This window comes from Paenibacillus sp. HJGM_3, from assembly GCF_045062745.1.
In the GTDB taxonomy this organism is placed as follows: Bacteria; Bacillota; Bacilli; order Paenibacillales; family NBRC-103111; genus Paenibacillus_AA.
The window spans coordinates 51,594-66,249 of sequence record NZ_JBJGED010000005.1 but is presented as its reverse complement, the minus strand read 5'-3'; the positions used below and the strand labels follow the sequence as shown (position 1 = coordinate 66,249).

Genomic DNA, 14,656 nt, shown 5'->3' with positions numbered 1-14,656 from the left:
TGCATTTATCGATTCGCTTCGTCCTTCAGTTCCTCGCGGAAGTTCTCTATGCTTTGTTTGCGCCGCTCGTTCTTCTCTTGAATCTGGCTGCTCTCCTCGCTGCTGATTTCGGAACCGAATTCGTTTAGATACTCCTCGGCCTCGTCCAGGTTTTGCAGCGTATTCTGAATATGCTCCTGCAGATGCTCTACGTTATCCGCGCGATTGTCCGGCTTTGCCATTTGGATACGTCCTCCTGATCGTAGTGGTCGCCGACCCGGCGCCTAACAAGTATTGTGATCGGCGGCCAGCGCTTTTATGCGTTATTGTCCCATCACGTATTGGCTCAAGAAGCCATTGCGGAACTTGCCTCGGGGATCGCAGCGCAGGAGCAAGTGCTGAAAGTCTGGGAGCTTTTCATAAAGGGATTGTACATGAGCCGGCGGCATGGCGAACAGTTTGCCCCAGTGAGGACGGGCATGGAAAGGTTCAAGCTGGCGCTCGATAACCGGCAATAGTTGCCGGACGGCCTCCCAGTTCGCCTTCCAAGTAAAATGAATCCCAACCGAGTCCCGCTTGTAGCACGGGCTCATCCACAAATGGTCGCCGGCGATCGTTCGAATCTCGGATACATGGAGCAATGGCGCTATGCGCTCCCTCAGCCGGTCAATCGCGCATAAGGCCGAATACGCCTCGTGGCGCGGAACGAAATATTCCGATTGCAGCTCCTCTCCGGCGCTCGGGGTGAACTCCATGCGAAAGTGCGGAAGCCGTTCGTACCAGGGACCGGGAATGCCCAACTGTTCACTGCAATTCTCCGCCGTGAGACCGGGCACCGGGTGGAGATGCACGTTTGCGCGGGTCGCGCCGTAAAACTCAGGCCGATCCTCGACGGAGGCTTGATCGGCTATGATTTCTTTCAGCCAAACTTGATTGAACGCCGCGTGCTTCCAATCCGTGAAAAGACTGACGCTGTAGGCACTGGAGAAAATATCGTCCAAGTGCCGTTCCAGCTGCGTCAACGGCAATTGCTCGTAGACACGCTGACTCATCCGGAATGCCGGGATCACGTTCAATGTGAGTTTGGTGACTACACCCAATCCCCCGAGCCCAACGACCGCACCGTCGATATCCTCGTTCCGTTGATCGCGGGAGAACTCGACTAACGCTCCATCCGCTTTCACGACCTCCAGGGCATGAACCGCGGTAGAGAGGTTGCCGTTCCGATCCCCCGATCCGTGCGTCGCCGTCGCACAAGCGCCTGCAACGGTGATATGCGGGAGCGAGGCCAGATTGTGAAGGGAATAGCCGTGATCGTGAAGGTAGCGGCACAAGTCTCCGTACCGGACACCAGCTTCGACGGTTACTCGATGATGCGTGCGGTCCAAGGCGGTCACCCGATTGAACTGCTGAAGCGACAGATGACAGCCGTTGGTGTCGGCAATGCTGTTAAACGAGTGACGCGTGCCCAGCACCTTCACTTGACTGTGGCGCGCCACCAGATCCTGAATTTGTTCCATGCTCTCGGGCACTTGGAGTTGCGATGCGTTATACTTGTAGTTCCCTGCCCAGTTGACATTATTGACCATATCGCACTTCACCTCACTATGAAGTTCGACATCTCTCTTCCTTCTCCTTGTTGCTCGATGCAGCCTGCTATCAGGCTTCTCTACTTCGCCGACCAAGCTGAAATCAACGCGTTGGCGTCAGCCGTGAGGACAGCCTTCGCAGCGCCGGAAACGTGATCCCCCATCGCCTCGTTATTCAGATGCTTCAGGAAATCTTCCATATGTTTGGCCGCCTTCTCGGAATCACCCTTGCCTAATTGGTGCAGAGCCTGATCCAGGCTGTTGCGCAATTGCGGAACGAGCGGACCCTTCAATGCGCCGGTCTCGATATATCGGTCCATCAGGCTCGCAATCCCTTCGGCGGTAGTCGCGACGGTGAATGCGACAGAAGCCTCCGTCACATTTCCGGCCTTGTCGGTAATTACGATCTTCAGCGTATGGACGCCTAGCCGGCCGGCAAGATCAACGGGAGCTCCGTTCGCTAGAGGCTGGCCGTCCAAGGCCAACTCCTGGCTTTCAATGCCGGACAACGCGTCGTTCGCCGTCAAGAGCAGCGTGAGCATTCGGTCGTCCGCAAAGACTGCTCCTTCCGCCAGCGGTGACCCGTTGGCCGTCAATTCATAGCTCGGATTGGTTTGGTCGATCCGAACGGCGAGTTCCTTCGGCTGCTCGACGTTGCCTGCGCCATCCGCCGAACGGTACAGCAACGAGTAGACGCCGTCATTCTGGAAAGCAATCGGCCCGGTGTACAGCTGCCAATCCGCGGTATCGCCTACCTTATACTCCGTCTTCGTTATGGCGGAGAGAGCGTCATGAGCCGCCAGCGTGACCGACGCGTTCTTGTTCACCCAACCGTTCCGAACAGCCGGATCGATGCGTGCTTCCGTCGCCGGAGAGGTTGTATCCTGCGGATCTGCCACTAAGGCCGGCGCCGAAATCATAACCTTGCGGGAATACGAATCCGTTCCCTTCGAGCGTACGGCTACTTTGGACACATCGGCTAATGTACTGGGCAACGTATAGCTTGTTGCGCCTTGGGGCAAATCGGACAGGACCGCAGTGCCGTTATAGACCATGTAGCCTTCGCTCATAACGTCGGCGTCCCACTTCAACGTTTTAGCTGGACCACTGGTATCCAGAACAAGATTTTGCGGAGGACTCGGCGCATTGAACACTTGAACCTGGGTGAGGCGCGGGGGCCCGGTCAAATCCGTGCCTGCATTGCCGCCGGACGCGTTCTCCACGGTGACTTTGATATAACGGGAATGATACGTTTTCCCTAGATTGATCGGATAGGAGGCATCCTCCGTATCTGCCCCTCCATTCGTGTTGCCCGTTGCGAACGTGTAGCCTTCAACAGTCCGTCGATCCACCTGCTTGAACGTCATCGCGTCCAATTCGGCGGCCGCAGTATGGGTTCCGTAGTCGTCCGATACGTAGACGGTGGCGCCTTTTAATCGGGTGGATTTAGCGAAAAGCCGGATTTGGCTAAAATCCATCGCCTGACCGAGATCGAGGATGAAGCTGCCTTTTCTCGCTCCGTCGGTACCGAGCCAGGAATAATTTCCAATTTGCTCCAATGCGGTCACATTCGTGACATTCCATTTGGTCGGGTCTTCCAATACGCCGTTGGTCAGCTTGTTCGCGTTGCCGAATTCATTGGCACTAGCCGACTGCAATTGAATCGGGTTCGCACCGGCGGTGGAGCCTGCATTGTACGCTTTTTTATTCAGCGCCAGGTTGACGGAGGACAGTCCGGACGCCACCTTGCTTATGGTGATGTCGGCGATTTGAAGTCCGGCGTCGTACGCAGAATTCGTGCCGTTCGCTGAGCTGCGGTAGATGCCCCATTTCGGCCGCAAATATTGATCGAATGCCGCCGGATATTCCGTCTCGAAGCCTCCGCTTCGCTCCGGTCTTCTCCACAAGTCTTTGACTCCGTCTGTCGCGCCCTTATTCGTGAACACTTGATACACGTCCGGGCTGTCATAGGTGTATACTTTGCCGGTTACCATGTCGGTAATCTTAATCGTTAACCAGCCGCTGTCGGAAATCAATGCGTTCAGCTCCACCTTAATCCAGTGGCTGCCGATGTCCTTGAGTGGAATTCTCATCAGCGTCTTGTCGCCGTCATATCGGTTATGATTCACGACGAGATCCCGGTTAGTAGTACCGGAGATCGACATCGCGAGGATATAGGCACCGTTCTCGCCGCCGCTGTTGCCTCCGGGCAATGTATCCGCCAATTGGCGGTTCACCGCCTTCAGCTGGAAAAGATGCCGGAAGTTCGATTGATTCCATTGATTGCCGTCCGGAATATTCCAGAGCCATCCGTAGGAGACCAGATCGCCTTCATAAGCTACGAAATCACCGGTGGAATCTTCGCTAGGGCGAATTTCGATCCGTTGCCGGTCATTGAATGCCGCTCCGTCGACGACATAGCCTAGATTCCAGTCAAACACACCTTTATGCCCATATTCTCCATCGCGCACACGATCCAGATATTCGTTATTCAAGCCTCGGCCGTGTGCCGTAATCTGGAACACTTGTTTTTGCAAGGTGCTGTCCCAAACACTCTGTATGTGGTTATCGGCGGCTGTCGCCTGAGGTTGATCACCGTAATATGCGTGATAGGCGTCCCGGATCCGCTTGGTCAGCCCCTCCACCGGCTCGTCGGTCCTCATGGCGCCGCCCAATACGTTGTAGGGAGAGACGCCTTCAATCGCATTCATCCTGATCGTCTTGTAATGGTCTCCGTACCCGCGCGCGGTAACGTCCAGTGCGAAAATGGAAGGCGCGCCGTTGTTATAATGAAAGGCAAACTCATTCGTGCCGAGCGGCAGCTTGGCCAAGTATGGGTGAGCAAATGTTACCGTATTGCCCGAAACCGAGTAATCCACATTAGAACGAAGTGTAGTTTCGCCTTTCGTCACACTCGTTAGGATCTGTCCGGCCGCAAGGTTGATTTGAGTAGAAACAGGGGCGGACTGATCCCACGTACTGTAAGTGGCTTTCTCCGGTGACAGAGAGGTTGCATTCGCCACCTTGTCTTTGCCATAGATGGCCAAGCCGGATAGTCCTATCATCGAGCTGCTATCGTTCACCCGCTTGTCGCGGGGACCAACCAGGACCGTGTTGATCATCACGTAACGGGCCGTGAACGGGTATAGGAATGTCTTCGTGTCGTATCCCCACTGCTGCCCGTTGTACGTGACATATGACCACAAGCCTTCCGTCTCCGTCCCGCCGGCCAGCGTCCAGCCGTGCCCTCTCCAGTCGTAATTGTACGCGGAATCGGAAGCGGTCGGTGCACTAGCCCAAGATGCGGGGTCGTTCGAATAATAGACCTCGAATCTAGTGGCGTTGCTTTGGATGTTGGAGATCGAGTTAGGGAGCTCCAGGTACAGCTTATCGATCGTTTTGGGGGCGCCCAAATCAAGTGTTAAGGCCAAGGTAGACGGCGAATAGTCGGTCATGTAGACATTCGGGCTGGAATTGCGCCAGTACCCGCTGCCCCCCGTGCGAAAAGCGTCCGCTCCCGGATGATCCGCGGCTTCCGAGCTTGCCTTCAGATTCACGCCCGGCTGAGGAGTGAACCGGGACGGATCCACCAGATTGACCGAGCCTGGCGCGGCCGGTATGTAGACGGCATTCGTTACCGATGCGTCAGGCATTTGGGCGTCTGAGCCAGCTGCGTGGACCGTGGAGACGGAAAAAGCGGACAAAGGAATCAGGGATACGGTAAGAGCAAATGAAACAATTCGGCTTAATGCTTGTTTTCGAGCTTGAGGCTTCCACCGCTTCAGCAACATCTTTACAATCCTCCTTCTTTTTTTGTGAATGGAATCATTTTGCAGGCTTTTTGGAATGCCATCCCTCCTCTTGTAAACCATTCTCGGATTATGGTAAACGCTTACAAGAACATCATAATCAATCGGCTAAATTACTGTATATTGGTTTATTTATGACACGCATGGTATTTTTTACGATTAACAAGGTATTGACCCTCACGTTGCGGTATACGTTATTATCAGTTTTGAAGGAGGTCTTTCCCCGATGAGGCCTCCCATTGAAAAAAATCAAAGAGATCGTCGACGATCCGTCATTCGATCGAATCGAGGCATTGGAGATGCATCGGAAGCTGATGCTGGAGAAACGCGAGCGGCTTGATAGAATGATCAGAACGATCGATAAGACGATCCGGCACACGAAAGGAGAAATTCGAATGTCCACCAAAGAAAGATTTGAAGGCTTTGATTTCGGCCATAACCCTTACGAGCAGGAAGCCAGAGAGCGTTGGGGGTACGAAGCTGTTGATAGAGTCGCCTATGTAATCGAGCGCCTATCCAAAGAGGAACAAAAAGGGATGGCTGAAAAAATGGTTGGGATTTACGAGAAACTCGCCTCCGTTCGCAACCTTGCTCCAGAATCGCAAAAAGCTCAAGCTGCTATAAGCGAATGGTATAGTTATTTGAATAGCGGCGACTATCATTACTCGCTCGAAGCCTTCAAAGGATTAGGACAGTTGTATGTAGAAGACGACCGGTTCACGAAAAGTATCGACCAGTTCGGAGACGGTCTAGCCGAATTCATGCGTGATGCGATGGCTATAAACGCGGATAACAAATAAAGATGCAGCAGGCCGCCGACGTCGGTGGCTGCTGCATCTTTATTTCTTCTGATATCGCAATCCAGCAACGCCGTTTTTGTACGAACGTGGGATCCCCTATCTCGATGTAACGAATACAATGATCGCTACTACACCAACAATGCCGGTAATGACATAATGCAGCGTGAGACGGGTCCAATTGCCTTTCGTTCGTTTCTCGTAATCGGGATTCCCTTCTCGATTTTCCTTGGACATCCCTACCGCTATCGTCGCTGCGATGGCTATAAGTAGCAGTACCGCGATCAAAATAACCGAAGTCGATACCATTGTTATGGCCTCCCTTTCTTCTTAGCCCGTATCGTTGTAAATTCATCATAGTTGGACAGACTCCATATGGGACCATCCAATTGGACGGGAATTGCCCCATCCACTTTTCATTGAAATGCAACAATTTCGTCACGGAGTGTTCGCAACCCCCGCTCACCGCTCCCAGAAGCAATTGGTACACTGAGAGTGAGTGTTGTCCAGTCTAGAAACGAGGTGTCGGCCGATGTGGAAGCCGGAGCGCAGTACGAATAAACCGCTATATCGGCAAATCGCGGAGCATATCGAGCAGCGGATCTCGATTGGCGAACTGCCGCCGGGAAGCGTCCTTCCCTCCGAACGGAAGCTGGCGGAGCAATATGGGATCAATCGGAGTACGGCGGTCCAGGCTTATGATGAACTTCGCGCTTCGGGTGTCATTGAGAGGGTGCCCGGGAGCGGAACCCGGGTTAGCAAACATCTATGGGGGATGACTCCGTTGTCTGTGCCGAACTGGAGCCGTTATGTGGAGGGCGGCACTTTCTTGCCGAACTTGCCGTTCATGCGAAGGATCCGGGAAAGTATTCAGAGCGGGGAGAACCACATAAACTTCGCGAGCGGCGAGCTGGCCCCGGAATTGGCGCCGAATGAAGCGGTCCGGACGATTATGACACAGCACCCGTTCGAAGAGACGCTCGGTTATGGCGATCCGCAAGGATACGCCCCTCTGCGCGTGCAATTGGCTTCGTTCCTGCGGACGTATCGGCAAATTCAAGCCACCGATGAATCCATCCTCATCACGTCGGGATCGCAGCAGTCGTTGTACTTGATTACGCAATGCTTGCTGAGTCCGGGCGATGCCATCGCGATCGAGAATCCGTCCTATTGCTACTCCCTGCCCATGTTTCAATCCGCAGGTCTGCGTCTCTTCGGGCTGAGCGTTGACAAGCATGGTGTGAACCCGGAGGAGATTCGAACGCTATATCGTCAGCATCGAATTCGAATGGTGTTTCTGAATCCGAATTACCAGAACCCTACCGGTACGGTATTGGCACCTGCCCGCAGATTGGAAATTGTCGCCTGCTGCGAACAGCTGGGCATCCCGATCGTCGAAGACGACGCCTTCAGCATGACGTCTCTGGAAACCGATCCCCCGATGCCGCTCAAAACGCTGGATCATGGCGGCACGGTGATCTATGTCGGATCGCTCTCCAAAATAGCCGCCTCCGGCCTGCGAATCGGTTGGATGGTCGCCCCGCAATCGGTGATCCACCGGCTGGCCGATGCCCGGCAACAAATGGATTTCGGGCTGAGCATCTTTCCCCAATGGATCGCAGCGCATTTTTTGAATTCGGGCGAATTGGCCCGTCACTTGGATGGACTTCGCCTCTCTCTTCGGCACAGGAGGGATCTCCTCGTGGATGCGCTGATCCGAGAGCTCCCCGAGGAGATCACGTTTGAATTGCCGAACGGAGGCTTGAATCTATGGTGCAAGGTCAACAAGCCGGTAGGCGATTACGAGCTACTGGAGAAGGGCATCAAGCAAGGCGTCCTCTTCGTCCCAGGGAGCGTGTACGGCTCCGAGTCCGGGTATGTCCGGTTATCGTATGCCCGGCCTCGGGAAGAGGAGATCGAGACGGGCATCCGGAAATTCGCCGAAGCTCTGCGTACTACGCTCGCCCCCCGGTAAGCGATACTATAACGAATGGACCAAGTTTTTCAAATACTGAACCGACCGCTGAACGTCTTCCAACATCGAGCGCTGAGGGTTCGTCTTGGGCGGGTGCCATAGCTCCATCCCGATCCAACCGGAGTATCCGATCTTCTGCAGAGTACCGATCAGCCTGGACATGTCAATGTCCCCCTCGAGCAAATCCTCGGCAGGCGTGGAGCCGAATTGATTTCTTAAGTGCAGGGCGGTGATGCGGTCCGGATATCGAAGCATCCACTCGAGCGGATCGTGTCCGGCCGTGTGAGCCCATCCGGTATCCACACAAAGCCCGACGATGGGGTCGGCATAATCAATGACAGAGCGAAGATCCCCTTCCGCCTTGGTATAAGCGGCAGCATGATTATGCATGCAAACCTTGAGTCCCAGCGGACTCATGAACCGTGCGATGCGGGTCATATTGTCCCCCTGCCGCTTAAGCTCCTCCTCCGTCTTCTGCTGCGGGTTAGCCCATTCTCCCTTCGGGTTTGCGTTGAGAAGGAGGTCGGTGCCCCCGGCTTCCGAGAACCTTCTCGCAGGCGTTATGACGGTTTCGTCTATCCGTAGCGACTCGAACGGTTCATGAAGAGGCAGCCCCACATACATCGCGGCTATTCTCAGACCATACGCCCGAGTTAATGCGACCGCATCGTGCCTCGGAGCGACCTCCACGGCATCCAGCCCCGCCTTCGCACAATCCCTAAGGATCGCGTCCAGAGACGAATCCCGGCCGTCCGCTTTATAGCGCTCCTCCCAGCCGTACAAATTCGAGCTGTATCCGCTAATGTTCATCGAACATGCCCCCCGTTCTTCCAGCTATTATCGAAAGCTTGCCCGTGTCCGATGACGCATAGATAGAGTCGATGATGGACTGAATGGTCCAGGCATTTTCCAGATTCGTCCCGGGCTGTCGGCGATCCCGAATCGAGGCGGCGAAATCGGATATAGGTCCCGCGTGAACGCCGGACCAAGTATCGGCGCCTTTCCAGATCGTATGCCGGACCACCCCTTCCTCCGTAACGGCCTCGTGGAAAACGATTTCTTTCTCCTCCGAAGGAAGCAAGTACAAGTCGAGCGTTCCCTTTGTGCCGACGATTTGCCACGCATGTTCACGGTTTCCCGGTATCATCGCTCCCCGCTCGAAGTGGATCACGGCGCCGCCCGAACATCCGATCATGGCCACTACGTGCGTCTCGGCGTCGGACTCCGGCGCAATGTACGATTCATAGGGCGGAGCGACGTTCCATTTACGGCCGTACACCGTCTCCGGCTGGAGCGTCCAACCCAGAATGCCGAGGATATAATCCAGGTCGTAGACCCCCCAGTCCGCCAACACGCCGCCGCCGTTCACCGTTCTGCTGTACTGCCAAGGCAGAGGAGGAGCATTCGGAGGTGCGGCCGGAGCGATGTTGCGGCAGCGGATGACCCGGATGTCTCCGAGCGCGCCGGTCTGGATGAATTCAGCCGCAGCACGCGCCGAATCGAAGAACCGGAACCGGGAAGAGCAGCATCCGGCGATCAGCTCTCCTCTAACCTCGATCATCCGGCGTACCTCTTCCGCATTCATACCGGCCGGCTTCTCCAGCAGCACGTGTTTGCCCTGCGCGAACGCTTTCAGAGCAAGCTCCGTGCGGTATTTCGTTTGCAGGGCCAGTACGACTCCTTCGATCTCCGGGTTGGCGAAGAGCTCATCCGGATCCGTGTATACGGTGGGAATCCCGAATTTGTCGGCGGTCGAACGCGCCGCCTGCTCCCGGATATCGGCAACCGCCGTTACTAGAATGTGCTCGGACTCCATCGCGTGCTTGAGATGATGTTGGGCGATCATGCCGCATCCTACGATACCCAACTTGATTTTGCTCCCCATGGGCTCCCCCCGCTTCAGCTTTATTCCCAAACTCATTTCGCGAACCGCCAGTGGAATTCCTCCTACGCTCGAATTTCCGGGCCCGGAATGAAACATGTGAGAAATGGAAAACTATATGCGAATCAGGACCAACCACTTTACGGATAGAACATCACGGAGGAAGCTCATGCGTATTTTCAAGCCGTCGCTTATCGTTCGGTCCATGGAGGACTTGGACGGAGACGCGCTGCAGCGGGCAGGCATCAAAGGCATTATCGTCAATTGGAGCAATACGTTAATTCCGGCGAATTCCGTGTCCGCGACGGATTCGATGATGAACTGGCTGAAAACGTTCAAGTCTCGTTACCCCATCAAGCTGATCATCGTCTCGAACAGTAAACCTCCCGCGGCGGGTAATGAGCTCGTTCAGGAGATTCCGGCGCTGTTCAGGGCGACTAAACCGAGGAAAAAAGCGTTTCTCGCGGCTCTGGAGGTACTCGGCACACATACGAAGGAGACCGCGGTGATCGGCAATGGCATTGTTACTGACTTATGGGGCGGCAACCGACTGGGAATGTATACGATCTTCGTCTCGCCTTCTTGGACCAAACCCCGGTTTCTCGGCGCCATCAAACGATTGATGGTCAAAGTGCTTCGAGTGTGATTCGATGTAATCCACTCGTCCCCCGCCTGCAAACTAAAGGGGGCTCTTATGTCTTAGCGATCTCGCAATAATTTCCGAGATCGCTTCGATGCTGATGGGCTTGCTGACGTATTCGTCCATGCCCGCCGCCAAGTATTTTTCGCGGTCGCCCTTGATTGCATGGGCCGTCACCGCTACGATATACGGACTCTTACTCGCGGACAGCGTCTCTCTTATGAGCTTGGTAGCGGCTAACCCGTCCATCACCGGCATCTGGACATCCATGAATATGATGTCGTACGGGTACCGCCGGAACGCTTCCACGGCCTCTTGTCCGTTCAGCACGGCCGTTGAGTTGTAGCCCAGCTTCTCGACCATTTTTTTCAAGACGATGTGATTCACTTCGTTATCTTCCGCGATCAGAATTTTCAGCGTATTATCGGCGAGATTCTCCGGATTGGCCGAGGCGTCGTCCTGCTGCTTGCCCGGATGGGCTCCGATTTGTAAGCTCGTCGTAAACTTAAAAACCGACCCCGGGTGATCGGTGCTAGGCTCGTACCAGATTTCGCCGCCCATCAGTTGAACCAGCTTTTTGCAAATCGCGAGTCCCAATCCGGTCCCTTCCACTTTCCGGGTCATGTAGTTATCCGCTTGAAAAAACGGTTCGAATAACCTTGCGGCTTTATCCTTAGGCACTCCGAGACCGGTGTCGCGGACCGTAAACAGTAGACGCACCATCCCTTGTTCCTGCATAAGCCGTTGAACAGAGACCGTGATCGCTCCATTCGGGGTAAACTTAATGGCATTGCTGAGAAGATTCATAAGCACTTGCTTGATTTTCGTAACATCGCCAACCACCAGGGTGGGCACATCGGGATTGACGGAAGTCGTGATCTCCAGATTTTTCTCCAGCGCTTTCGGCAAAATCGTATTCATCGCCTCCGTGAGAATCCCCCTCACGCTGAACAGCTCCTCCGACAACACTTCCTTGCCGGCTTCTATTTTGGAAAAGTCCAGAATATCGTTGATGATCATAAGGAGCGTATCGCCGCTCTTTTTAATAATTTGAACGTACTCCTGCTGCTCCTCATCCAACGACGTTTCCATCAGCAAATCGGTCATCCCGATTACGCCGTTCATAGGCGTGCGGATCTCATGGCTCATCATGGCCAAAAATTCGCTTTTCGCGTTATTCGTCTTTTCCGCCGCTTCCTTCTCGATAATCAGCCTCTTCTGTTCGGTCATGTCCTTGGCGATCAAGTAGAATCCCACATTGCTGCCGTGAATGATGATCGGCGCGAGGGTGGCCAACACCTCCACCGCGAGACCTTCTTTGTGTTTGATATAATTGATATCTTGCTCAGCCGCGGTGAAATCCTCCGAGGCGGACAAGACATTGACCAGATTGCGATCCCCGATGATCCAGGAGATGCTCGAACCGATCAGTTCTTCAATGGTGTAGCCTGTCAGCTGCTCCGCCATCCGATTGCCGTTAATGATCGTGCCGTCCAGCCCAAAGGAGATGATCGCGTCGTGATTGTACTTTTTGAGCGAAGTGTAACGCTCAATACTTTCTTGCAGCTTTTGTTCCGCCACCTTGCTCTTCGTAATATCTATAATCTGCGAGATAAAGTATTGAGGTTTCCCCGTGTCTTCATCCCGAACGAGCGAGACATGAATGGACGTCCACAAAATTTCGCCGTTTTTGAGCGTATACTTCTTCTCGAGTTCGTAGGAAGAAGTAAGTCCTTCGAATAATTCGCTTACCAACTGCTCACTCTTGCCGGCATCTTGGGAATAAATGAAATCTGACGCGTCAAGCGCCAATATCTCTTCATGGGTATACTTGAATATTTTACATACCGAGGGATTCACACTCATCCACTTGCCGTCCAATGAGATCAGAACGATCCCGATCGAAGCATTCTTAAATACATGTTCGAATAGGGCTTGCTGGCTAATTACGTCCGTATTCTGCATGTTTTGCACCTCCTCCATCGACTATTATACAACAGTCGTAGAGCGAATCCTCCCCAAATACGCGATACATTTTGAGAACCGAACGATCCGTTTCGACTGCATTCGCAACGGTTCCGGACTGTCTACTGGCTGTGTACGGGCGGCTACTTCAAGCTGTAATACCCAATAGTCGCGTTTCTGAATCCGTCCTAATCGTGAAATGATTGGCAATATGAAAAAGAGAGCAAGCCATAGCCGGCCCGCTCTCCCCGTACAATTTTCCTGTCGGTTGGATACCCAACCCATTAATCTTTTGTAATGATTACCGTGCGCATGGCTTCATTCCAGCTTGTTTTGCCGCCTAATTGGTTTACGATAAAGGTCAGCGGTACGAAGCTATTGTCATCCCGAATGAGAACCTCAACTTCCATTGCTGTGCTCTTCCCATCCACGATAGCAATATTGCTGCCTCCCCGGAGAACAATAGTTCGAGAAGCCAGCGGATCCGTCACCGTAATCGTTTGATCGGTAGAATTCCATTCCACCTTGGCATTCAATCGTTCGGCGATAAATCGGATCGGGACCATTGTGACGCCTCTCTCGATGAAAGGCTGTTGTCGATTCGGTACATATTCACCGGTGCCCAGGAACAGAGGCAGCGAGATTTTGGCAATCCCGAGGTCCTTTTTCAGCAGTTGGTACACGGCCGAGTTCGGGTCGAAATTTTGCAGAAGATCTGCCGGTTTCATTCCCTTATCGAAGGTGAACGCTCCCCCTTGCATCGGGATCGAATCAGCCTTGACATTACCATTGACGTTCCAGTTCTCCATGGACATCGTGATGCCTACGGAGGCGATTCCCCCGGAATTCTCCTGCGGCGGCACTGCGATCTTCATGGAAGTGTCCGACTTTCTCAGCTTGAAGCTGTTATCGAAGAAGAGATCCGTCTTGAACCATGAATCTTGGTTGAATGCGGTGTCCAGAGCTTTCTGAGCTTCCTTGCCGGTGCTTTCCAGGGCGACTAGCGCAATGACGAACAACTGCTTCACTTCCGTATGAATCACTTCGATCGCAATGTCACGATCGTCCAACACCGCTTTGATCCCCGTCACGATCGGCTGCATGACCGTTTTGACTTGGCCTATCGGACTGCTGTTGTACGGAGTCAGTTCGTCCACGTAGTATAAATCCATTTCTTCTTCGTCCATGCCTTCCTCATCCATGCCTTCCACTTCTTCCGGCACCGACTTGATGGCCTTTTCCAGCTCTGCCGCGATTATCGGGTATAATGCATCGTAAAGCTGACCGATCAGCTCCTTGAGCGACTCGTCATCCTTCAGGACATTTTTGACAAAAGCTTTCACCAGCGGCAGCAGTTCTTTGCCCGTAATTTCGCTATGCAGCTTATGTAAGGATACCGTCTCTCCATGGATGAGCTCGCTCACGTTTTCTACGTTGATCTTGCTTGGGTTAGGCAGCTGCTTGATGAAATAGGACATGATGCCGCGCGACAATTCGCCGTCGCTCAACTTCTTCTGAAGCTCCGTGAGAAAAGGCTCCATCTCGGTTGAAGCTGATTGGTCCTTCAGATTGAACACGATCGGCTTCTTGCCGCCATCGACCTTTAGCACGATTTGCTCTTCGGTCACACCCGCTTCGAACGGGATCGTGTAACTCGCAATCGAGGCTGTCCCCTTCACGGACATTCGCGCGCTGCTCTCCATTTTGATCGATTCGAGGCTGACTGTCATCTTCTCGAAAACCTTCAGCATCGCCCGTTGTTCAGGCGCCATTTGCGCTTTCTCGTCCATCTCAAGATGGAGTGCGAATTCGCCTTTCCCTTCCATCGATTTCGCGACCACGGCTTCTACCAATGCTTTATTTACATCGAAGCCCCCTACGGCCTGACAACTTGCAAGAATCACTAACAAGGCTACAAACAATACTTTACTCCAACTCATTTTCCAACGCGGTCTCTTCATAGACTCACCTGTCCCTCTCCCATTAAATGCTAATCTCTATCCAAAACTAGAATTATTCG

Annotated in this window: 10 protein-coding genes and 1 pseudogene; 3 read left to right on the top strand and 8 right to left on the bottom strand. The window is 53.6% G+C overall.

What is annotated here, in order from left to right; genetic code table 11:
* Positions 1–5: 5 nt before the first annotated feature.
* The 3 genes from tlp to ACI5FR_RS07325 all read right to left on the bottom strand — a co-directional run bounded on the left by tlp (position 6) and on the right by ACI5FR_RS07325 (position 5,359).
* Entirely contained in the window at positions 6–221 is a 216-nt protein-coding gene (gene tlp, locus ACI5FR_RS07335) for a small acid-soluble spore protein Tlp (RefSeq protein ID WP_405452388.1), read from the bottom strand.
* 81 nt (positions 222–302) lie between these two features.
* Positions 303–1,568, bottom strand: a complete 1,266-nt coding sequence (locus ACI5FR_RS07330) for an FAD-binding protein (protein WP_405452385.1) — start codon at positions 1,566–1,568, stop codon at positions 303–305.
* An 80-nt stretch (positions 1,569–1,648) separates the two neighbouring features.
* Positions 1,649–5,359 carry an FIMAH domain-containing protein gene (locus ACI5FR_RS07325; RefSeq protein ID WP_405452382.1) on the bottom strand — a complete coding sequence of 1,237 codons (3,711 nt, stop codon included), beginning with the start codon at positions 5,357–5,359 and terminating at the stop codon, positions 1,649–1,651.
* Positions 5,360–5,607: 248 nt separating this feature from the next.
* On the opposite strand from ACI5FR_RS07325, the pseudogene ACI5FR_RS07320 reads away from it, so the two are divergent.
* Positions 5,608–6,177 (top strand): annotated as a pseudogene (locus ACI5FR_RS07320) (MerR family transcriptional regulator); the annotation flags it as partial.
* Positions 6,178–6,273: 96 nt separating this feature from the next.
* Here ACI5FR_RS07320 and ACI5FR_RS07315 read toward each other — a convergent pair.
* The gene (locus ACI5FR_RS07315) at positions 6,274–6,483 is read right to left on the bottom strand and encodes a hypothetical protein (protein ID WP_405452379.1); all 210 of its coding nucleotides are present in this window, start codon (positions 6,481–6,483) and stop codon (positions 6,274–6,276) included.
* 223 nt (positions 6,484–6,706) lie between these two features.
* Here ACI5FR_RS07315 and pdxR point away from each other — a divergent pair, with 223 nt between their 5' ends.
* Positions 6,707–8,149, top strand: coding sequence for a MocR-like pyridoxine biosynthesis transcription factor PdxR (pdxR, locus tag ACI5FR_RS07310; protein WP_405452376.1), 1,443 nt, complete (start codon positions 6,707–6,709; stop codon positions 8,147–8,149).
* A 6-nt stretch (positions 8,150–8,155) separates the two neighbouring features.
* Here pdxR and ACI5FR_RS07305 read toward each other — a convergent pair whose 3' ends face one another.
* The gene (locus ACI5FR_RS07305; protein WP_405452373.1) at positions 8,156–8,959 is read right to left on the bottom strand and encodes a sugar phosphate isomerase/epimerase family protein; all 804 of its coding nucleotides are present in this window, start codon (positions 8,957–8,959) and stop codon (positions 8,156–8,158) included.
* Positions 8,949–10,070, bottom strand: a complete 1,122-nt coding sequence (locus ACI5FR_RS07300) for a Gfo/Idh/MocA family protein (RefSeq protein ID WP_405452370.1) — start codon at positions 10,068–10,070, stop codon at positions 8,949–8,951. The genes ACI5FR_RS07305 and ACI5FR_RS07300 overlap by 11 nt, the downstream gene beginning before the upstream one ends.
* 130 nt (positions 10,071–10,200) lie before the next feature.
* On the opposite strand from ACI5FR_RS07300, the gene ACI5FR_RS07295 reads away from it, so the two are divergent.
* On the top strand, positions 10,201–10,677 hold the full coding sequence (locus ACI5FR_RS07295) for a YqeG family HAD IIIA-type phosphatase (RefSeq protein ID WP_405452367.1): 477 nt from the start codon (positions 10,201–10,203) through the stop codon (positions 10,675–10,677).
* Positions 10,678–10,710: 33 nt separating this feature from the next.
* Here ACI5FR_RS07295 and ACI5FR_RS07290 read toward each other — a convergent pair whose 3' ends face one another.
* Together ACI5FR_RS07290 and ACI5FR_RS07285 are read right to left on the bottom strand one after the other, a co-directional pair.
* Positions 10,711–12,636 carry a PAS domain S-box protein gene (locus tag ACI5FR_RS07290; protein WP_405452364.1) on the bottom strand — a complete coding sequence of 642 codons (1,926 nt, stop codon included), beginning with the start codon at positions 12,634–12,636 and terminating at the stop codon, positions 10,711–10,713.
* A 284-nt stretch (positions 12,637–12,920) separates the two neighbouring features.
* Positions 12,921–14,576: a copper amine oxidase N-terminal domain-containing protein gene (locus tag ACI5FR_RS07285; protein WP_405452362.1), complete on the bottom strand. Its 1,656-nt coding sequence runs from the start codon at positions 14,574–14,576 to the stop codon at positions 12,921–12,923.
* Positions 14,577–14,656: the final 80 nt, after the last annotated feature.

What these genes read in the sequence shown, in the direction of transcription:
- ACI5FR_RS07330 (WP_405452385.1), bottom strand. Translation starts at nt 1,568, where the DNA reads ATGGTCAATAATGTCAACTGGGCAGGGAACTACAAGTATAACGCATCG.
- ACI5FR_RS07315 (WP_405452379.1), bottom strand. Translation starts at nt 6,483, where the DNA reads ATGGTATCGACTTCGGTTATTTTGATCGCGGTACTGCTACTTATAGCC.
- pdxR (WP_405452376.1), top strand. Translation starts at nt 6,707, where the DNA reads ATGTGGAAGCCGGAGCGCAGTACGAATAAACCGCTATATCGGCAAATC.
- tlp (WP_405452388.1), bottom strand. Translation starts at nt 221, where the DNA reads ATGGCAAAGCCGGACAATCGCGCGGATAACGTAGAGCATCTGCAGGAG.
- ACI5FR_RS07305 (WP_405452373.1), bottom strand. Translation starts at nt 8,959, where the DNA reads ATGAACATTAGCGGATACAGCTCGAATTTGTACGGCTGGGAGGAGCGC.
- ACI5FR_RS07295 (WP_405452367.1), top strand. Translation starts at nt 10,201, where the DNA reads ATGCGTATTTTCAAGCCGTCGCTTATCGTTCGGTCCATGGAGGACTTG.
- ACI5FR_RS07325 (WP_405452382.1), bottom strand. Translation starts at nt 5,359, where the DNA reads ATGTTGCTGAAGCGGTGGAAGCCTCAAGCTCGAAAACAAGCATTAAGC.
- ACI5FR_RS07290 (WP_405452364.1), bottom strand. Translation starts at nt 12,636, where the DNA reads ATGCAGAATACGGACGTAATTAGCCAGCAAGCCCTATTCGAACATGTA.
- ACI5FR_RS07300 (WP_405452370.1), bottom strand. Translation starts at nt 10,070, where the DNA reads ATGAGTTTGGGAATAAAGCTGAAGCGGGGGGAGCCCATGGGGAGCAAA.
- ACI5FR_RS07285 (WP_405452362.1), bottom strand. Translation starts at nt 14,576, where the DNA reads ATGAGTTGGAGTAAAGTATTGTTTGTAGCCTTGTTAGTGATTCTTGCA.